17 protein-coding genes are annotated in these 20,034 nt (G+C 37.0%); 13 read left to right on the forward strand and 4 right to left on the reverse strand.

Translation table 11 applies throughout. The features are described from left to right. Positions 1–103 precede the first annotated feature (103 nt). From ilvB to B5D29_RS06220, 9 genes are all read left to right on the forward strand, one after another. On the forward strand, positions 104–1,771 hold the full coding sequence (gene ilvB, locus B5D29_RS06180; protein WP_341465257.1) for a biosynthetic-type acetolactate synthase large subunit: 1,668 nt from the start codon (positions 104–106) through the stop codon (positions 1,769–1,771). A 14-nt stretch (positions 1,772–1,785) separates the two neighbouring features. Then, on the forward strand, positions 1,786–2,295 hold the full coding sequence (ilvN, locus tag B5D29_RS06185) for an acetolactate synthase small subunit (protein WP_078768716.1): 510 nt from the start codon (positions 1,786–1,788) through the stop codon (positions 2,293–2,295). A gap of 12 nt (positions 2,296–2,307) precedes the next feature. Further along, a complete protein-coding gene (leuC, locus tag B5D29_RS06190; RefSeq protein WP_078768717.1) occupies positions 2,308–3,567 on the forward strand; it encodes a 3-isopropylmalate dehydratase large subunit in 1,260 nt (419 codons plus the stop codon). Positions 3,568–3,582: 15 nt separating this feature from the next. Next, positions 3,583–4,062 carry a 3-isopropylmalate dehydratase small subunit gene (gene leuD, locus B5D29_RS06195; RefSeq protein ID WP_078768718.1) on the forward strand — a complete coding sequence of 160 codons (480 nt, stop codon included), beginning with the start codon at positions 3,583–3,585 and terminating at the stop codon, positions 4,060–4,062. Positions 4,063–4,072: 10 nt separating this feature from the next. Next, on the forward strand, positions 4,073–4,483 hold the full coding sequence (locus B5D29_RS06200) for a hypothetical protein (protein WP_078768719.1): 411 nt from the start codon (positions 4,073–4,075) through the stop codon (positions 4,481–4,483). Between the two features lie 118 nt (positions 4,484–4,601). Then, the gene (locus B5D29_RS06205) at positions 4,602–5,279 is read left to right on the forward strand and encodes a response regulator transcription factor (protein WP_078768720.1); all 678 of its coding nucleotides are present in this window, start codon (positions 4,602–4,604) and stop codon (positions 5,277–5,279) included. Further along, entirely contained in the window at positions 5,272–6,264 is a 993-nt protein-coding gene (locus B5D29_RS06210) for a sensor histidine kinase (RefSeq protein ID WP_078768721.1), read from the forward strand. Before B5D29_RS06205 ends, B5D29_RS06210 begins: the two co-directional genes overlap by 8 nt. A gap of 76 nt (positions 6,265–6,340) precedes the next feature. Continuing rightward, complete coding sequence (locus tag B5D29_RS06215) at positions 6,341–7,033, forward strand: ABC transporter ATP-binding protein (protein WP_078768722.1); 693 nt, start codon at positions 6,341–6,343, stop codon at positions 7,031–7,033. Next, positions 7,020–9,581 (forward strand): ABC transporter permease, encoded by a 2,562-nt coding sequence (locus B5D29_RS06220; RefSeq protein WP_078768723.1) that lies wholly within the window; start codon positions 7,020–7,022, stop codon positions 9,579–9,581. Before B5D29_RS06215 ends, B5D29_RS06220 begins: the two co-directional genes overlap by 14 nt. Positions 9,582–9,620: 39 nt before the next feature. On the opposite strand, the gene B5D29_RS06225 is transcribed toward B5D29_RS06220, so the two are convergent. Beyond that, positions 9,621–12,437 (reverse strand): leucine-rich repeat protein, encoded by a 2,817-nt coding sequence (locus B5D29_RS06225; RefSeq protein ID WP_078768724.1) that lies wholly within the window; start codon positions 12,435–12,437, stop codon positions 9,621–9,623. Positions 12,438–12,567: 130 nt separating this feature from the next. Further along, positions 12,568–13,116, reverse strand: a complete 549-nt coding sequence (locus tag B5D29_RS06230; RefSeq protein WP_078768725.1) for a flavodoxin family protein — start codon at positions 13,114–13,116, stop codon at positions 12,568–12,570. A 181-nt stretch (positions 13,117–13,297) separates the two neighbouring features. Between B5D29_RS06230 and B5D29_RS06235 the strand changes: the two genes are divergently transcribed. Then, positions 13,298–15,799 carry a heavy metal translocating P-type ATPase gene (locus tag B5D29_RS06235; protein WP_078768726.1) on the forward strand — a complete coding sequence of 834 codons (2,502 nt, stop codon included), beginning with the start codon at positions 13,298–13,300 and terminating at the stop codon, positions 15,797–15,799. Positions 15,800–15,815: 16 nt separating this feature from the next. On the opposite strand, the gene B5D29_RS06240 is transcribed toward B5D29_RS06235, so the two are convergent. Continuing rightward, the gene (locus B5D29_RS06240; RefSeq protein ID WP_078768727.1) at positions 15,816–16,892 is read right to left on the reverse strand and encodes a tetratricopeptide repeat-containing glycosyltransferase; all 1,077 of its coding nucleotides are present in this window, start codon (positions 16,890–16,892) and stop codon (positions 15,816–15,818) included. A 39-nt stretch (positions 16,893–16,931) separates the two neighbouring features. Continuing rightward, the gene (locus B5D29_RS06245; RefSeq protein ID WP_143406741.1) at positions 16,932–17,798 is read right to left on the reverse strand and encodes a collagen-like domain-containing protein; all 867 of its coding nucleotides are present in this window, start codon (positions 17,796–17,798) and stop codon (positions 16,932–16,934) included. A 239-nt stretch (positions 17,799–18,037) separates the two neighbouring features. Here B5D29_RS06245 and B5D29_RS06250 point away from each other — a divergent pair, with 239 nt between their 5' ends. The 3 genes from B5D29_RS06250 to B5D29_RS06260 are packed head-to-tail and all read left to right on the forward strand — an operon-like array spanning position 18,038 to position 20,029. Then, entirely contained in the window at positions 18,038–18,487 is a 450-nt protein-coding gene (locus B5D29_RS06250) for a CtsR family transcriptional regulator (protein WP_078768729.1), read from the forward strand. Between the two features lie 16 nt (positions 18,488–18,503). Beyond that, positions 18,504–19,031, forward strand: coding sequence for a UvrB/UvrC motif-containing protein (locus B5D29_RS06255; protein ID WP_078768730.1), 528 nt, complete (start codon positions 18,504–18,506; stop codon positions 19,029–19,031). After that, on the forward strand, positions 19,031–20,029 hold the full coding sequence (locus B5D29_RS06260) for a hypothetical protein (protein ID WP_078768731.1): 999 nt from the start codon (positions 19,031–19,033) through the stop codon (positions 20,027–20,029). Before B5D29_RS06255 ends, B5D29_RS06260 begins: the two co-directional genes overlap by 1 nt. Positions 20,030–20,034: the final 5 nt, after the last annotated feature.

Here is a 20,034-nt window from a genome sequence, read left to right on the forward strand (position 1 = left end):
AAATTATTTTTACAAGTATTAATATAATTCTTGACATTACATTATATATGGAATAAAATATTAACTAATATTTTTAGATAAATATAGAGTATTAAGGGAGGATATTATGGAACTTAACGGCTCACAAATCGTACTTGAAGTTCTTAAGGAACAGGGCGTAGACACTATCTTCGGTTATCCGGGTGGTACTATCCTTAACATCTTTGATGAACTTTACAAGTACGGCGACACATTTAATCATATTTTAACTGCTCACGAGCAGGCTGCCGCACACGCTGCTGACGGCTATGCAAGAGCAACGGGCAAGGTTGGCGTTTGCTTTGCAACATCCGGACCGGGCTGTACAAACCTTGTAACAGGTATTGCAACGGCTTATATGGACAGCGTGCCTGTTGTTGCCATAACATGCAATTATGCTACATCGGGACTTGGCAGAGATTCTTTCCAAGAAGTTGATATTTGCGGTATCACTATGCCAATTACAAAGCATAATTTCCAGGTTGAAAAAGTTGAGGATTTGGCGGATATTATTCGCCGTGCATTCAAAATTGCACAGACAGGTCGTAAAGGTCCTGTGTTGATTGATATTCCAAAGGATATTACTGCGGCTTCCTGCGAATACACAAAACAGGATAAAGTTATTCCTGAAAAGGCAAAAACTCCAAAGGAGTCTTGCTTTAACAGAGCGGTTGAACTTCTTAACGGTGCAAAAAAGCCTATTATTTACTGCGGTGGCGGTTCTGTATCATCAAATTTAGGTCAGGAACTTGTTAAGTTTGCAGAAAAAATTGACTGTCCTGTTGTTTCATCGCTTATGGGACTTGGCGCTTTTCCTTATAATCATCCGCTTCACCTCGGTTTGATTGGTATGCACGGACATTTTGAATGCAATAAGGCGGCTCATGATTGCGATGTTCTTATTGTTTGCGGTGCAAGATTCAGCGACCGTGTTGCAGGCAACAGAGCAAAGTTTGCACCAAATGCAGAGATTTTGCATATTGATATTGACGCTGCCGAAATGGACAAGAATATTATGTCAAATTATCATCTCCGTGGTGACCTTGCTGATATTATTCCTATGCTTACAGAAGCTGTTGACAAGCAAAACCACAGCGAGTGGCGAGCTGAAATCAAGAGCTTTTCAAGACCGTTCAAGCAACTTCAAATCGGTGATTATGTAAATCCGCAGACTTTGATTGAAAAGATTGATGCAAAAACAGCGGATGATACAATTGTTGTAACAGATGTCGGTCAGCATCAACTTTGGGCTGCACAATTTTATAAATACAATTTGCCTCGTACTCTTCTTTCTTCAGGTGGTTTGGGTACAATGGGTTATTCTATGGGCGCTGCAATCGGCGGTCAAGTTGGTTGTCCTGACAAGACTGTTGTTATGTTTGCGGGTGACGGCGGTTTCCATATGAATTTGTCAGAGCTTTGCACTATGAGATCATACAATATTCCTGTTAAGATGTTCATTATGAACAACACAGTTTTGGGTATGGTTCGTCAGTGGCAAAAACTTTTCTACGAAAATAGATTTTCTGATACAGACCCTAACAGAGCAACTGATTTTGTTAAAGTTGCAGAGGCATTTGGCGTCAAGGGACTTCGTATTAACACTAATGATGAAATTGACAGCGTTCTTGATGAGGTTTTCTCATATAACGGGCCTGTACTTGTTGATTGCAGAATCAGCAAGGATTCAAATGTACTTCCTATGATTCCTCCCGGAGGAGCTCATACGGATATTATTGAAGAATTTAATTAAGGAGGACTTCGGCTGTGAAAGAAAAGTTGGTTTTATCGGTTCTTGTAGATAATGAAAGCGGTGTTCTTCAAAGAGTTGCAAGCCTTTTTTCAAGAAGAGCTTACAACATTTCTTCTCTTACCGTTAGTGAAACAGAGGACGAGAAGTTCTCTCGTATGACTATCGAAACTTACACAGAACCTGAAAATTTCAGACAAATTAAGCGTCAGCTTATGAAACTTGAAATTGTTGAAAAAGTATCGGAACTTACCGCTGAAAATTCGGTATCTTCAGAACTTCTTTTGGTAAAGGTTTACGCCAAGGGTATTGAACAAAAAAATGCTCTTTTGGAACTCAATGCAACCTATGGTTCAAGAGCTCGTGATATTTCACCTGAAACTATTACTCTTGAGTATACAGGTCAGGGCGAAACTATTGACAGATTCATTAAAGAACTTGAAGAAAAATTCGGTATTGTTGAGCTTGCTCGAACAGGTGTTACCTCACTTCAAAGAGGCGCAGGCTCATTTACCGAGGATATATAAGGAGGTAATGTTATGGGAATGACAATGACTCAAAAGATTTTGGCTTCTCACGCAGGTCTTGACAGCGTTGTTGCAGGACAGCTTATTGAGGCAAATCTTGATATGGTTCTCGGCAATGATGTTACTTCTCCTGTTGCCATCAACGAAATGAATAAATTTGGCAAGAAGTCTGTTTTCGACAAGACAAGAATTTCTCTTGTTATGGACCATTTCACACCAAACAAGGATATTCAATCTGCTGAAAACTGCAAGCAGGTACGCACATTTGCCAAAGAATTTGGGATTACACATTATTTTGATGTCGGAAATATGGGCATTGAACACGCACTTTTGCCGGAGCAGGGCATTGTAACCTGCGGTGATTGCATTATCGGTGCGGATTCACACACTTGTACATATGGTGCGCTCGGTGCATTTTCAACAGGCGTTGGTTCAACCGATATGGCTGCCGGTATGGTTACAGGCAAGGCTTGGTTCAAAGTTCCGTCTGCTATCAAGGTTGTAATCACAGGCAAAAAGCACGGCTATATTTCAGGCAAGGATGTCATTCTTCATCTCATCGGTGAAATCGGTGTTGACGGTGCTCTTTATAAGTCTCTTGAATTTACAGGTGACGGAATTAAAGAACTCTCTATGGATGACAGACTTTGCATTTCAAATATGGCAATCGAATGTGGCGCGAAGAACGGAATTTTCCCTGTCGATGACATCACTCTTGAATATGTCAAAGGTAGAAGCGAAAGAGAATATAAGGTTTTTGAGGCTGACGCAGATGCAGAATATGAAAGAACAATCACAATTGACCTTTCAACTCTCAAATCAACTGTTGCATTTCCTCATCTTCCTGAAAATACAAAAACATTTGACGAGATTGACAGAATTGATATCGACCAGGTTGTTATCGGTTCTTGCACAAACGGCAGAATGGAAGATATGCGTGTTGCCGCTGAAATTCTCAAGGGTAAAAAGGTTGCTGACGGAGTTCGTGTAATCGTTATTCCTGCAACTCAAACAATTTACCTTAATTGTGTTAAGGAAGGTCTTGTAGAGGCGTTTATCGAAGCAGGTGCTATTGTTTCAACTCCGACTTGCGGACCTTGTCTTGGTGGTCATATGGGAATTTTGGCTGCCGGTGAAAGAGCAGTTTCAACTTCAAACAGAAATTTTGTTGGCAGAATGGGTCACACAAAGTCAGAAATTTATCTTGCTTCTCCTGCAGTTGCCGCTGCATCTGCAATTAAGGGATATATAGCTGACCCTGAAACATTATAAGGAGGTATAGATATTATGAATGCTAAAGGCAGAGTACATAAATTTGGAGATAATGTTGACACCGATGTTATCATCCCTGCAAGATACCTCAATCGTTCTGATGAAGAATGGCTTGCTTCTCACTGTATGGAGGATATTGATGCGGATTTTGCAAAAAATGTAAAAGCAGGCGATATTATGGTTGCCGAGGCTAATTTTGGCTGTGGTTCATCAAGAGAACACGCACCGATTGCAATCAAGGCTTCAGGCATTTCCTGTGTAATCGCATCAACTTTTGCAAGAATTTTTTATCGCAATGCAATCAATATCGGTCTTGCAATCCTTGAATGTGATGAGGCTGCAAAGGATATTAAAGACGGTGACGAAGTCGAGGTCGATTTTGACAGCGGAGTAATATCAAATATCACAACAGGCAAAACTTATCAGGCACAGCCTTTCCCACCGTTTATTCAAAATATTATTAAAAACGGCGGATTAATGAATTCAATTAAGTAAGGATATTTTTATGGATATTTTTGAAATAACTGATGATTCTGTTAATAAAGCGTGGGCAGGCTCGGATGGTTACTGTTTTTCAATGAAGGATTATACGCTTAAAAATGTTAGTGAACTGTCGGATAACGACATTCCTGACAATGTTTCAAAATCTCAAATTATGGTTACTCTCGGCTATGTTCCGTATGTAACCGTCACTGATGTTGAGATTATGCGTGCCTTTATTGACACCATAAACAATAAAAAACTCAAGGGCAATTTTGAAAAGGTTGAAGATAATGATTATGTTGAAACTTTTTGGAAATATTGCAACATTTATCCTGAAATCAGCAATGATTACGGTGATTTTGAGCATAAGTATGTCAAAAACAAAATTGTTGATTGGTGCAAGGAAAACGGCATTAATTATGCAGTAAAATAAGATTTTGAGGCTGGATTTTCTTCAGCCTCTTTTTTATGCTGTGCTATATTACAATTTTGTAATGGAACAACTCATTATAATATGATAATATATTTATATGATAATTAGGAGATGCTGTATGGATATATTTTTGTTAGAAGATGATGATGCAATTGCAATGGGTTTGTCCTATTCTCTCGAAAATGAGGGATATACCGTAACCGTTGCAAAAAGCGTTTCTCAAGCACTTGAAATTATAAATAAAAAGAATTTTTCAATGTATTTGCTCGATTTAACTTTGCCTGACGGAAGCGGATATTCCGTGTGCAAAAGAATTAAGGAAATCGGCGATTTTCCTGTTATATTTCTTACGGCATATGATGATGAGGTAAATGTTGTTATGGGGTTTGAACTCGGTGCCGATGATTACATCACAAAGCCGTTCAGACTTAAAGAACTTCTTGTTAGAATTAAGAGCGTATTCAGACGATACAACAATGACAGCGGTGACGGTAAAATCAAAGTTAAAGATTTGGTTGTTAATACAAATGAAGCAAAGGTTTATAAAAACGGCAACGAAATTGTCTTGACTGCAATGGAATACAGATTGCTTCTTATTCTGCTTAATAATAGAGGCTGTGTCCTTTCACGCACACAGCTTTTAGAAAACATTTGGAATGTTGCGGGTGACTTTGTTGAGGATAATACTTTGACCGTGTACATCAAACGCCTTCGTGATAAAATTGAGGAGAATCCAACAGAACCTAAATATATAAAAACAATCAGGGGTCTTGGATATATTATTGAAAATGAATGATAGAGAAATAAGAATAGTATTGATTGTATCATCGGTTTTGACCGCTGTGCTTTCTTTCATATGTGCTTTTTTCAGCAAGATATGTGCTGTTTTGTGCTTGGCACTTGGCATAATTTTGATAATTATTTTTACAGTTGTTACAAAACGCAGATACAAAAATCTAAATGACCTTAACGATTATCTTTCGCTTGTCTGCAAAGGTATATACGATATGAATATTGATGACAATACCGAGGGCGAATTATCAATATTAAAAAATAATTTGTATAAGGTCATCACACTTTTGCAAAGTCAAAATGAATATCTGAAAAATGACAAATTATATCTCGCAGATTCAATTGCAGATATTTCGCATCAACTTAAAACTCCGCTTACATCAATGATGATGATGTGTGAACTGCTCGAAAATGAAGAAAACCCCGATAAACGACAGGAGTTTGTTTCTGTTATCAACAATCAGCTTTCAAAAATGAAGTGGTTAATTACCAATATTCTCAAAATTTCAAAGCTTGATGCAGATGCAACCGAATTTAAAAGGGATGAAGTAAGTATATCAAAAGTGCTTGACGACAGCTTAAAACCGTTTGCTTTGACCGCAGAACTGAAGAATATTGCTATTCAAAACGGTGCAAATGATTTTGTCTTTAACGGTGATGAAAGCTGGACGGTTGAAGCAGTTTCAAATATTGTGAAAAACTGCCTCGAACACACAAATGACGGCGGAAAAATCATTATCGCAAGTGAATCAACCAACCTGTACAATAAGTTGACAATATCCGATAACGGTTGCGGAATTGCAGAGGAGGATTTGCCTCATATATTTGAGCGATTCTATCACGGTAAGAATTCATCAAAGGACAGTGTCGGTATTGGCTTGGCACTTGCGAAAACCGTTTTTGAAAAAGAAAATGCCTCCGTCACAGTTGAAAGTGAGCAGGGTAGAGGCAGTGTTTTTGAAATAAGGTTTTACAAATCTGTTGTTTAGTGACATAACTGTAATTTCTCTGTCACGGCATTGTAATTCTCGTTTTATAGAATAGGGCACGAAAGGAGAGATGACTATGAAAATTCTCGAAGTAAAAAATCTATCAAAAATCTACGGCAAGGACGAAACAAAAGTCGTTGCACTTGATAATGTGTCTTTTTCTGTAAAACAAGGTGAATTTGTGGCAATTATCGGTCCGTCAGGTTCGGGTAAATCTACGCTTCTTCACATCCTCGGCGGAGTTGATGTTCCGACAAAGGGAAGTGTAATAATCAACGGAACCGATATTTCGACTCTTGACGAAACAAATCTTGCAATTTTTCGTCGCAGACAAATCGGACTTATTTATCAATTCTACAACCTCATTCCGATTTTGACGGTTGAGGAAAACTTGACCCTCCCGCTGTTGTTAGACGGCAGAAAGCCAAATCAAAAAATTATTGACTCTCTCGTAAAAACTCTCGGTCTTGAAAACAGATTGAAACATTTACCGAGCCAACTTTCGGGCGGTCAGCAACAGCGTGTTTCCATCGGCAGAGCATTGATGAACAATCCTGCTCTTATGCTTGCCGATGAGCCGACAGGTAATCTTGACAGCGAAAATACAAAGGAAATTATTTCACTACTCAAAAAATTTAATAAAGAGAACAACCAAACTCTCATTGTCATAACTCACGATGAACGAATTGCACTTGCAGGCGACAGAGTTATTGCTATTGAGGACGGCAGAATTACAAGAGATGAGGTGAAAACGGATGAATATCGTTAATAAACTCACTCTCCGTCACCTCAAAGAAAACAAGGGCAGAACCCTTGTCACAACATTTGGAATTATTGTTTCGGTTGCAATGATAACCGCTGTTTTTGTTGCAATGGCATCATTTTTGCAGTTGTTTGCAGATGTCTCTGTTGTGTCAGACGGCAATTATGCCGCACAACTGTCTGATGTAAAACTATCAAGTCTTGATGAACTTTACAAGGATGAAAGAATTGAAACCGTTGGCCTGTGTGATGAAAATTATAAACAGTTCAAAATTGACAACGGCAAGTCTGACAGGCTTGCAACAGGCTCAATCGGCGCTTGTGATGACGGATATTTTAAAATGTTCATTCAGGCTGATTATGACGGAACTTTGCCAAAAACAAGTGACGAAATTGCTGTGCAAAGTGATTTTATCGAAAAGAACGAACTTGATTGGCAGGTCGGCGATATTGTATCTATCCCGTGCGGTATAAGAACCATGAGGGATAAAGACGGTGAATTCGATGTCACGGGTGCATATTCAAAAGGCGAAAAGTTTGTACGGCAAGAGGATAAACAATACAGAATAACTGCGATCCTTCATCAAAACAATCCTACTTCCGAATTTGCATTTTTAACTTATTCGGATAATTTAAAGGCAAATCCGACTGTTGCTTTTCAACTTAAAACTCTTAACAGCAAGTCTTTAGATGTTGTGAATGATATTATAGATAAGGCAAATCCGGGTGCAAGCACAGTAAACAAAGAATTGCTTTATTCCAAACTTTCATTTTCAAGTGACAGCTTTGTAGCGGATATTTTGCCTCTTGTTGTTATTTTACTTATTATAATTATGGTCGCTTCCGTTGTCCTTATTTATAACGCTTTTGCAATGTCGCTTTCCGAAAAGGTAAAGTATCTCGGTATGCTCTCGTCAGTAGGTGCAACCAAGCGACAAAAACGATTTTCCATTTATTATGAGGGATTTATTCTTGCACTGTTTGGTATTCCTCTTGGCATCGGCGCAGGTGTTGCCGGCATCGGTATAACACTCAAGGCACTCGGCAAAAAAATCATTGCTACTTCAATGATTAACGGAGTAACCGAACAAAATGTTTCAATGAAAGTCGTATTCCCGATTTGGGCGGTTTTGATTGTTTTGGGTTTGAGCATCATTACAATTTTGATTTCTTGCTCGATTCCGGCTAAAAAGGCTTCAAAGATTTCTACAATTTCTGCCATCAGACAATCTGACGAAATAAAGGTTAAAGCAAAGACGCTCAAATGTCCGAAATATATCAAAGTAATTTTTGGCTACGAAGGAGAACTTGCATATAAAAACCTCAAACGAAAAGGCAGAAAAGCAAGGGTAATTACCGTTTCAATCGCACTTTCTATTGTTTTGTTTTTGAGTTGCAATTATTTTTGTGCTCTTTTCGCAAACGAAACGGTAGCGCAGGACTCAATGCCATATCAAATCGGCGTTTATCTTGATGAAACAAACCGTGAAAGTGCAATAAAAGAATTTGAAAATATTGACGGCATTGACGATATGTATAGTGTAACAAATCTTTATTATTTTGTTCAAAAAAGCAAGAACTATAAAAATAATTTCGAGATGTTTACAGATAATAAAAACCTTACCAATGCTTACAGTCGAGAGTTTTCAAATAGATTTGCGGTTCTAATAAATATGCTTGATGACGATATGTTTAATGAACTCTGTGCTAAAAACGACATTGACAGCAAGGCATATTATAATTCAAACAATAAGTGCAAATTGCTGTTGATGAACAATGTTTCTCACACTGCAAACGGCAAAAAGGTGTTCACCGATAATATTCTCGGCTCAAGTTTTAAAGAGGCATATTATCCGGAAGATAATCTTCAATTTGAAATTACGGACTTTGTTAAATACAGCAATGCCAAACCTTGCAATTTGAACAATATCGGAGTTATTTCGCTGTATATGCCGTATTCACAGTTTGTAAAAGTTTGCAAGAACATCAATGCAAACGACAATCAACTTTCAAAATATATTTTGGGAATAGAAACAACCGACCATCAGAAGGTTACAGAAAAGCTGAACACAATATCCGATGACGGAAAATATTCCGATTTTTCAGTTGTTGATTTTTCGGAACAAATGCAAACATTCAATACTATTGCTTTGGTAATTCAGGTGTTTGTTTATGGCTTCGTTGCATTGATTTCGCTAATTACAATCTTTAATATTATCAACACGATTTCTTCGGGTATAGCTTCTCGTAAAAAGGAATTTGCAATGATGAAATCTGTCGGAATAACACCAAAAGGTTTCAACAAAATGATTATGCTCGAAAGTGCTTTTTACGGAATAAAGGCTGTAATTTTCGGCTTGCCGATAAGTGCATTGATTTCTTTCGGTATGCACAAGGCTTTGAATAACAGCACAACAACATTTTCAATAGATTATCTGCTGTATTTGATTGTTGCACTTGTTGTGTTTGCAATCATCGGTATGACAATGATTTATTCAGTCAAAAAAGTCCAGCAAAACAATATAATCGAAACCTTAAAAGATGATATAAACTAAAAAATAAGGCTGTTTCAAAATGGAACAGCCTATATTTTTTTATTTGGTTTTTACTGATTTGATCTTTGACCATTTGCCGTAAACCTTTTTACCGTCTACAATCTTGTAGGCTCTAACTCGAACAAAGTATTTTTTCTTTGCTTTAAGTTTTTTAACGGTTTTCTTGCTTGTATTTTGCTTTGCAACGGTAACGGTCTTTTTGTTTTTCTTAAACTTCTTGTCGGTAGCAACTTGGATTTGGTAACCCGAAACATTTGCAATCTTGTTCCAATAAATAACAAGTGCCTTTTTCTTTGCCAAAGCCTTATTTACCTTTACGGTTGCAGATTTTTCTGTTGTATCAGTCGGTGTTGTCGGTTGTGCCGGCTTTGTTTCAGGCTTTTGGTCCTCATCTTTTTTATCTGTATCTTCAGGAGTTGGGGCAGGAGTAAATCCTCCGCCACCGCCGATTGAACCGCCACTTGTTGAGCCACCCGGAGTAGGAGAAGATGGTACAGAACTGTCACTTCTTCGTGCAATGATAATCGAATCACAATTATGTGCACTCTTTAATGTGTATCCGTTTTCTATATCAATTCTATTTTCAATTTTTGCACCTTTAACTATACCATTTATATCATTGTTTTGCCAATCATTATTAATTTTTTGCATAATGTAACTTTCAATTTGCTCATCCGGTAAACTGTCGGGCAATACAATTACAGGCACAAATGGTTCTGAATACTTGCATTTAATTCCGCTTTCATTAATGTAATAATGTGATTCTGGACTATATACATTATACAAAATATCGTTTTTAAATATAGCTAAATTTGCACCGGATTCAAAATAATTATAATTTAAACTTCCTTCTGTACCACCGGCACCTGAACCAATCGTTAAATTTATTAAATTGTTAGATACCTCTTTTTTATAATATTTTGAGGCTATTTTATCATTATAATTCCAAAAAGATTTCCAACTTTGATTTTTTTCAGCTTTTATAAATTCTTTGATATATTCATCATATTGTACTTCATAATAATATGGTTTTGTAATATTCAAATTTTTAACAAAATCAGAAACATATTTTTCATCTGATTTATTATACTCTGAGTCATTCAAAAATTTTAATTGCGTTGAAAAAGTTGCTAAAGTATTATCATCATTATTATCTAAAACACCTAAATATATATCGTGTAGAAGTTCTATATTAGTTTTTATATTTTCACTTTCAGTTTCTTCATATTCATATGGAAAATAATCATAACCGATTTTTATTTTTCCAATATTTATATTATTTATATACAAATAACCATTTTTAACATTAATATTGTTTTTTATTGTATTGTCATTGTTATTTATTATGTTGGTTACTTTTTTAGTTAAGTATTCATCTGTAAGCTCAAGATATTCCGATTGCTTATAGTCAACCTCAATAGTCTTTAACAATAATTCATTTAATATAGGATTGTACTTACCGATAATAAGTTCTTTATTATTCTCGATGTTTTTTATTTTAAAAAACTCAGTATTTGTACCATTATAAGACACTTGATTAATTCTACATTCCTTAAATGCCGACTCACCTATTGAAATTAAACTTTTTGGTATTTCAATATTATTTATTTCTCCAAGGTTTTTAAAAGTATAATCTCCGATTGAAGTTATACCTTCTTCTATTTTTATGTTTTCAATATCATAAATGTATTCTTCCCATGGCCTTTCACGATATGAAGAATCATCAGCGTCACTAAATGAGTCTATAGCTCCGGTACCTGATAATGTTAAAGTTTTTGATGTACTGTTATATTTCCAAATTATATTTTCGCCGTACTTGCCTACATAATTAAAGATTACATTTAAAGATGGTGAATCATTATAATAACCAATTTCTACATTTTCCCATTCATCTTCTGTTCCGTCATAATAAAAGGTTAAATTGTAGAAAAGTCTACTTTGATACCCTATATTAACTATGGATTTAGGTAATATAATTTCCTTGAGTTTATCACCATCAGCAATGCCAAACGCATGTGAATTAATTATTTTTACTCCATTCGGAATATTATATTTATCATATTTTTTACTTGATGGGTAATTTAAAAGTGTGTTCTTAACTTTATCAAATAGCACTCCGTCAACAGAAGAAAAATTATTATTATTTTCATCAACAACATATTCGCTTATATAATGTGAAAATACGGCGCTATCATCAACATAAGTAACATTTTCTTCCTTTATAAAATAATTTATGCTTTCTACAGTTTCAGGAATAAATAATGTGCTGATTTTTGCATTATTGAATGCCCATCTCCATATTTTTTTTACACCATACGGAACAGAAAACTGTTCTTGCTTATAATTATCAGGATAAGCGAATAATTCAGTTTGATCTTTACTATATATTACTTTATCGTTTGACATATAATTTGGATTAGATTCATCAACATAATATGCTTCAATTGTAGAATTGAGATTGAAGTCATTACTTAAATCTGTGATTGTTTTAGGTATATAAAAATTTTTTATATACATTCCTCCAAATACATATGGATAATTATATATTAAAGGTATTTCAGTAATTCCGTCTTCAATAATCAAGTTATTTATTTTATATGGGAATTTACCACTAATCCAATGTCCGGAAGCAGAGTCATATACAGTTTGCCTTCTGAATACATCCATAGATTCATCATATATAAGTGAACCTGTACCTGAAATAATAAGGTTATTTGTTTCTTCATCAAATTTCCAAGTAGCATTTTCCCCGCATTTACCTGTTGTTGGTGTAGCGGCATAAACATTAAATGTTAAACCGGAAGTAATACTTAAAAGAATTACAAATGCCATAAATAGACTAATAACTTTTTTCATTGTTAAAATCCCCTTTATAATATTATTTGGCACTTTTAGTCTATCATATAATATGTTAAAAAGCAAGGTATATAAGCATAAGAAAAAGACGACTTGATTGTTCTTTAATTAAATCGTCTTAAAATAATTATTATTTTTTGATTTGGTGCACAAATTTTTCAAGTTCAACAATGTTGAATGTGTAGTTGTTTGAATCCGTGCCGGGTATGTAGTATCGTGCTTTCAATTCTCCGCCGAGAGGGGAGAACAACTGCTTGACGCTGTTTGACATATAGTTTGCACATTCTCGTGCGTTCGTTCCGCTTGTGATTACAAGACCTACACTTTTTTGTTTGCCGATAGGCTCGCTGTCGCCACGCAGATATTTTGCACTGCAAAAGCGTTGAAATCTATCCATAAGAGCCTTTAGCGGAGCAGGGAAGAAGTTGTTGTACATCGGAGAAATAATTGCAACATAGTCAGCTTCTTTTAAATCCAAAAAGAAAAAGTCAAGGTCCTTGTTTGCACAGCCGTTGTGCATTTCGCAATATCCGCACGCTTTGCATGGCAAAGGGTCAAGTTTGTATACATTATATTCCTTTGTTTCACAATCGATAAAATAAGGCTTGATTTGTTTTAGAACCTCTGCACAAACTCCGTTTTCCCTTGGAGAGGCATTTATAATTAATAATTTTTTCATTTCATCACCAAATGGTATTATATATTTTTGCACATAATATGTAAAGTATAAATTGACAAATTAATATTTTGTGTATATTATTTATTTGGAAGGTGATTACTCGGTAATCATATTAACACAATAGGCTTTTGCGGCTGATTGCCTTTGTGTTATTATTGCAAACTTCAGAAACGAGGTAAAAATGACTCAATATAATGTGACAGGTATGAGCTGTGCTGCTTGTTCCGCAAGAGTGGAAAAAGCGGTTAGCTCGGTTGACGGAGTTTCTTCTTGCTCTGTAAATTTATTAACAAATTCAATGGGCGTTGAGGGCACCGCTACATCAAAAGAAATTATTGATGCAGTGGAAAAAGCAGGATACGGAGCTTCGCTTAAAATAAAAAATAAAAAAGTTAAAAGTAATTCCGATGATGAATTGAAAGATACTCAAACACCGAAATTAGTTAAGCGACTTGTAGCATCTTTGCTGTTCCTTGCACCATTGATGTATATCTCTATGGGGCATATGATGTGGGGCTGGAAACTCCCGAGTTTTATGGAAAACAACCATATTGCCATGGGTCTTGCTCAAATGCTTTTTGCCATCATCATTATGGTGATAAATCAAAATTTCTTTATCAGTGGTTTCAAGGGGCTTATCCACAAATCACCGAATATGGACACTCTTGTTGCTCTCGGAAGCGGTGCGTCGTTTGTATACAGCGCCTATGCACTTTTTGCAATGACGGTTGCACAAACAAAAGGCGATATGTCTGCGGTTATGTCATATATGGATGATTTTTATTTTGAATCCGCAGCTATGATTCTTGCCTTGATTACAGTCGGCAAAACTCTTGAAGCATATTCAAAAGGCAGAACAACCGATGCTTTGAAAGGCTTGATGTCGCTTTCTCCGAAAACAGCAAATGTTATTCGTGACGGCAAAGAAATAACGGTTGATATTGACGATGTGGCTGTCGGCGATATTTTTGTTGTCAGACCTGGCGAAAGTGTTCCTGTTGACGGAATAGTTATTGACGGCGAAAGTGCTATTGACGAATCCGTGCTTACGGGTGAGAGCTTGCCTGTTGACAAAGCAGTTGATGACAAGGTTACATCAGCCACAATTAATAAATCGGGATTTTTAAAATGCAAGGCTACGAGAGTCGGTGAAGATACAACATTGGCACAGATAATCAATCTTGTGTCCGATGCTTCGGCTACAAAAGCTCCTATTGCAAAACTTGCCGACAAAGTATCCGGAGTGTTTGTTCCGACTGTTATTGCCATTGCGATTATCACTTTTATCGTGTGGTTGATTGTGCCAAAGCCGTTTGGATATTCACTCAGCAGAGCAATCAGCGTTTTGGTTATCAGCTGTCCTTGTGCTCTTGGATTGGCAACCCCTGTTGCGATTATGGTCGGCAACGGCAAAGGCGCAAAGAACGGTATTTTGTTTAAAACCGCTGTTTCTCTTGAAGAAGCGGGCAAAACTCAAATAGTTGTTCTTGACAAAACTGGTACTATAACCGAGGGCAAACCAAAGGTTACTGATGTAATTCCTGTTGGCATTTCTGAAAATGACCTTTTGCAACTTGCTTATTCGCTTGAAATAAAAAGTGAGCATCCGCTTGCAAAAGCGATAGTGGAAAAATCCGAAACAGTACAAATTCCGCCATTTGATATTACAGATTTTGAATCTAAAACAGGCAATGGTTTGTGCGGAACTTTGGAAAATTTCAAGATTTATGCAGGCAGTTCAAAGTATATTTCAACTGTTTGTGATATTTCATCAGTTAAAAGCGATATTGAAAGATTGTCAAATGAGGGCAAAACTCCGTTGCTTTTTGCAAAAGATGAAAAACTGATTGGTGTTATTGCTGTTGCCGATACAATCAAACAAGACAGTCCTGAAGCAATCAAGCAACTTAAAAATATGGGAATAAAGGTTGTTATGCTCACAGGCGACAACAAACGCACGGCTGATGCAATCGGCAAGCAAACAGGCGTTGATATGGTTATATCCGACGTTTTGCCTGACGGTAAAGAAGCTGTTGTGAAAAAACTTCAATCATTCGGCAAGGTAGCTATGGTTGGTGACGGTGTAAATGACGCTCCGGCTCTTACAAGGTCAGATGTCGGCATTGCCATCGGTGCAGGCGCAGATGTTGCAGTTGACAGCGCAGATGTTGTTTTGATGAACAGCAAGCTATCAGATGTTTGCTCCGCAATCAGGCTTAGCCGTCATACACTTACTAATATAAAAGAAAATTTGTTTTGGGCTTTCATTTATAATATTATAGGTATTCCGTTGGCTGCCGGCGTGTGGATTCCAATCACAGGCTGGACACTCAATCCGATGTTCGGTGCGGCTGCGATGAGCCTTTCGAGCTTTTGCGTTGTTATGAATGCGTTGAGGCTTAATTTTGTAAATGTAACAAGTTCAAAAAATGACAGAAAAATCAAAGAAGTAAATATAGATTATACGGAGGAATTTAAAATGACAAAAACAATTAAAATTGACGGAATGATGTGCCCGCATTGCGAAGCTGCCGTAAAAAAAGCACTTGAAGCAATTGATGGCGTAACTTCAGCTGTTGCAAGTCATACAGAAAAACAGGCAACCGTTGAACTTTCCAAGGATGTTGATACAGCCGTTTTGGAACAAGCTGTTGTTGATGCGGGATACACAATTATTAAATAAATAATTTAGGAATTCGTCAATTGATGAATTCCTTTATATTTTGTATATTGTCCTTTAGTCTTTCGTTTTCTGGCTCAAGAAGATATGCAGACACGGCGTTTTTTAATGATAGGGAATAATTGTTCAAATTGAAATATGCAATTGTAAGCATGTCGTATGGAAAATATCCCCAGCAGTAACTCTCGCTGATATATGTCATCGGTCGTTCCTTGATTTTCAAAGCGTTTTCAATCAATTCTGCGACTTTGTTCCAATTTTTTAGTTCATATTCAAGTTGTGCGTATTCAATATAAGGTTCTCGTAAATATGGTGCTTCCTTAATTGCCGTTTCATACCATTGTTTCGCCTGCTCGTAATCGGCTTTATTGATATAACATTTTGCAATATAACGCATTGATGCACAACGCTCGTCTTTCCATTTGGCACTTGGCAATGCAAGGTGCTTTTTCAATGTTTCAATGCTTTTGTCGTACATTTTATAAAACATATACTCTCGTCCGAGGTAGTGCATATTCCGGTCGTCATTCGGATTTTCTTTTACCGATAATTCAAGAAGTGGCAAATACTGACCTCTTGATTTCTTTTTATCGGGATAATGCATTAGGGTTACATTGTCCAATGTTATATATTTTTGCTGTTGTTTGACTGTGTATTGCAAAACTTCGTGAACGGGATATAGCCATTTGAAATTATGCCTCGAATGGATTTTTTCAATATAAAATGATGTTTTCGGTTTTCCGTTTTCATCAAAACTCCAAATATAGTTGTATCTTGCGTTTGTTGTGTCGTTTGTCCATTTTTCTTCCAACTCTTTTCTCCAACCTTTTGTGAACACTTCATCAAGGTCGGTGCAAACGCAAATATCAACATCTTCGCTTACAAATTCCAATGATTTGTTTCGTGCATCATCAAATCTCCAAGGTTCGATTTTAACAGAGTTTACAATAACACCTTTTTGTTTTAATAACTCAACGGTTTTGTCTGTTGAGCCAGTATCTGCAACATATATTTCGTCGGCTTCGTTCATAGAATTTACCCAACGCTCAACAAATTTTTCTTCGTTTTTTGAGATGGCATAAACAGCTATTTTCAAAAAATCACCTCTATGTACGGTGGCATATGCCACCTTTATTTACGCAAGTTTTATAATTGTAAAATCCGATACTGTAGCTTCTGTACCGCCTGCAGACGGTGTAACGGTAAAGGCTGTTGCGATAGGATTTACAATGCTTAAAACAGTGTTTGCCGCTGTTGTTGTAATGATTGTTTTGCCTTCAATTATTCCGTAGTCGGCTGCATTTCCGAATGTTGCATTCGGTTGAACAGCACCGTTAACCGCAATGCCTAATTGACCGGCTGTATTTGTATTTACCTTAAACATTATAAGATAAGTTCCTGTATCTGCTAAATTAAATGTTGAATTAGTTAATCTTGTAATGCCTGTTGTTGAAGCTGACGTATTTGGAAATTCTACTGCTGTATTTTGTGCAATAGCGGTAGGATTGTCGTTTGGAGCAAGTGCATAAAATGACGCATATTCGCTAATTCCGCCCGCAGGGCCTGTCGGACCTACTGCACCAGTTGCACCTGCAACACCCTGCGGACCTTGAGGACCTGTCGGACCTACTGCGCCCGTTGCACCTGCAACACCCTGCGGACCTTGAGGTCCTGTCGGACCTACCGCACCTGTTGCACCTACGGCACCCGGAACTCCTTGCGGACCGGTTGGACCTATTGCACCATCAGGACCCGGAATACCTTGTGGTCCTGTTGGACCGATCGGACCTTGCGTTCCTTGATAGCCCTGTACACCTTGCGGACCCATAGGACCCATTGGACCGGTTGGACCTGTCGGACCAACTACCGGATACGGAACAGGAATAGGCTCCGGCGGAGCAGGAGGGAACGGTGGTCTTGGCGGAGGTGGTGGAGGACACGGACAAGGCTTAATTGGAGCAGGGCATATACAGTGCTGCTCCCTTTGATTGTATATCATCATATTTATCACCTTTTCATCAATTTATATATACCTGCCATAACAGCCAAAGGCATATATTTTATTTTATGAATTTCGTATATTTGTGGTTACTTTTTCGACAAAAATATTTTTTGAAAAAAGTCAAAAAAACTATTGACTTTTTCTGACCTTTGTGATATAACACAATTAAAGGACAAAGAAAGTCAAAGTCAGAGTTTGATGAATTGTTCAATATGATTTAGAAAGAAGATGATTAAGAAATGAAGATGAGTGATGTAATAGCTGATATGATACTTGATATGTTTGACGATAATACATCAACTGTTCAAATTCAGCGTAATGATTTAGCAAACAGAATCGGTTGTGTGCCAAGTCAAATTAACTATGTGATTACATCAAGGTTTACCCCCGAAGCCGGCTATCAGATTGAGAGCAGGCGAGGTGGCGGAGGATATATCTTAATCACCCGTGCAACTTCTCCGCAAAACGCTTTAATGGGCTTCATTAATTCAATAGGAAACAGTATTGACGAGAGAAGTGCAAAGGCAAATTTAATAAATTGTAATTATCAAAAATTGATTAATGACAAGGCAACCAAAATGATGGTTTGCGCTGTTGCAGACAGCAATTTTAAAGGTGTTCCAAAGGAATACGCAAATGTTATTCGTGCAAGACAGCTAAAGCAGATGCTTCTTGCATATATTGATTAAATTGGAGGCGTTATTTATGAAATGTACACATTGTCATATGAATGAGGCTAATACTCATATTCAAAGAATTATTAACGGTCAAAAGGAAGAAATGTATCTTTGCGAGGATTGCGCAAGAGAACTCGGAGTTATGAATGATTTTAGCTTTGAACCATTTTCAGCCGATAGCTTTTTCGGCGACAGTTTCTTCGGCAATCTTTTGGGCGCAGGTGCAAGTGCATTTAATTCACTTGTTGGATTGAACAGCTGTGCAACTTGCGGTTCAACACTCAATGATATTGTAAATTCCGGTCATGTGGGTTGTTCGGATTGCTATGACAAGTTTGATGACAGACTTGCCCCAAGCGTTGAAAAAATCCACGGAAATGTAAAACATATCGGTAAAAATGTAACCTATACCGAGGCTACAAATACCGAAAAGAAAACAGCTAACGACACCTTGGCACAACTCAAGGAAGAGCTTAAACAAGCCGTAAAGGAACAAAGATTTGAAGATGCGGCGACTCTTCGAGATAAAATCAAGGAGCTTAACAAGGAGAATTGATGATGGAAAGCAGATATAAAAACACATCTGATAATGCGGATGTTGTGTTGTATTCAAAGGCTGTGCTTATGCGAAATTTGGCACACACACCATTTCCAATGAGAATGAACAACGACGCCAAAAGAGCGGTAGTTAAAAAGGTTTTTGCCTGTATAAAAAATTCACCGCTTGCACAGGAATTTGATTTAATCAATACCTCCGATATTTCAAAAGCGAAGGCTTTGTCTTATGCGGAAAAGGATTTAATTTCCGACAGCTTTGCAAAAGAAAATTCCTCTTTTCTTCTTTCAAAAAATGAGGATGTCAGCATAATGATAAATGATGATGACCATATTAGAATTTCATCGTTTTCTGCCGGTCAAAATCCTCTTTATGCTTATAACAAAGCAAACGACATTGATGATATATTAATTGACGGACTTCCTATTGCATATTCGGACAAATATGGATTTTTGACATCATCTCCGTACAATTTGGGTACAGGTCTTAATGTTTCAATCGTTCTTCATTTGCCGGCACTTGCTCAAAGGAATGTTATTCCAAAGCTGTCAACCACAGTTTCGAAACTCGGCTTCGTTCTGAGCGAAATGTATGATGGCGGAGCAGGAGATTTTTATATCCTTACAAATACGGTAACTCTCGGTATTACCGAGAAAAGTGCAATTGATAATTTGAATTCGGTTTGTAATCAAATTGTACTTCAAGAACGAAAACTCAGAGATTCTCTCAAAGAAAACGCCGAATGTGAGGATAAAATTTATCGAACTTTGGGCATACTTAAACTTGCAAGAAAGCTGTCTGTTGATGAATTTTTAAACAGTATTTCTTTAGTCAGACTCGGTATATCGCTTGGATACTTTGATTATTCATACAAACTTATCGGGGATATGATGTATAACCTATTTGATGCAACTCTTGTTGAGTCATCAAAATCAGATTTAACTCAGTCAATGTGCGAAACCTTAAGAGCACAAATAGTCAGAGAAAAATTGGTGTAGCGTTT

Origin of the sequence: Eubacterium coprostanoligenes (genome assembly GCF_900167205.1) — a bacterium.
Taxonomy (GTDB): domain Bacteria; phylum Bacillota; class Clostridia; order Oscillospirales; family Acutalibacteraceae; genus Eubacterium_R; species Eubacterium_R coprostanoligenes.

Excerpts from the sequence above, each read along its gene's own strand:
- B5D29_RS06200 (WP_078768719.1), top strand. The coding sequence starts at position 4,073 with ATGGATATTTTTGAAATAACTGATGATTCTGTTAATAAAGCGTGGGCA.
- B5D29_RS06225 (WP_078768724.1), bottom strand. The coding sequence starts at position 12,437 with ATGAAAAAAGTTATTAGTCTATTTATGGCATTTGTAATTCTTTTAAGT.
- B5D29_RS06235 (WP_078768726.1), top strand. The coding sequence starts at position 13,298 with ATGACTCAATATAATGTGACAGGTATGAGCTGTGCTGCTTGTTCCGCA.
- B5D29_RS06250 (WP_078768729.1), top strand. The coding sequence starts at position 18,038 with ATGAAGATGAGTGATGTAATAGCTGATATGATACTTGATATGTTTGAC.
- B5D29_RS06210 (WP_078768721.1), top strand. The coding sequence starts at position 5,272 with ATGAATGATAGAGAAATAAGAATAGTATTGATTGTATCATCGGTTTTG.
- B5D29_RS06230 (WP_078768725.1), bottom strand. The coding sequence starts at position 13,116 with ATGAAAAAATTATTAATTATAAATGCCTCTCCAAGGGAAAACGGAGTT.
- B5D29_RS06255 (WP_078768730.1), top strand. The coding sequence starts at position 18,504 with ATGAAATGTACACATTGTCATATGAATGAGGCTAATACTCATATTCAA.
- leuD (WP_078768718.1), top strand. The coding sequence starts at position 3,583 with ATGAATGCTAAAGGCAGAGTACATAAATTTGGAGATAATGTTGACACC.
- B5D29_RS06260 (WP_078768731.1), top strand. The coding sequence starts at position 19,031 with ATGATGGAAAGCAGATATAAAAACACATCTGATAATGCGGATGTTGTG.
- B5D29_RS06220 (WP_078768723.1), top strand. The coding sequence starts at position 7,020 with ATGAATATCGTTAATAAACTCACTCTCCGTCACCTCAAAGAAAACAAG.
- B5D29_RS06205 (WP_078768720.1), top strand. The coding sequence starts at position 4,602 with ATGGATATATTTTTGTTAGAAGATGATGATGCAATTGCAATGGGTTTG.
- leuC (WP_078768717.1), top strand. The coding sequence starts at position 2,308 with ATGGGAATGACAATGACTCAAAAGATTTTGGCTTCTCACGCAGGTCTT.
- B5D29_RS06245 (WP_143406741.1), bottom strand. The coding sequence starts at position 17,798 with ATGATGATATACAATCAAAGGGAGCAGCACTGTATATGCCCTGCTCCA.
- B5D29_RS06215 (WP_078768722.1), top strand. The coding sequence starts at position 6,341 with ATGAAAATTCTCGAAGTAAAAAATCTATCAAAAATCTACGGCAAGGAC.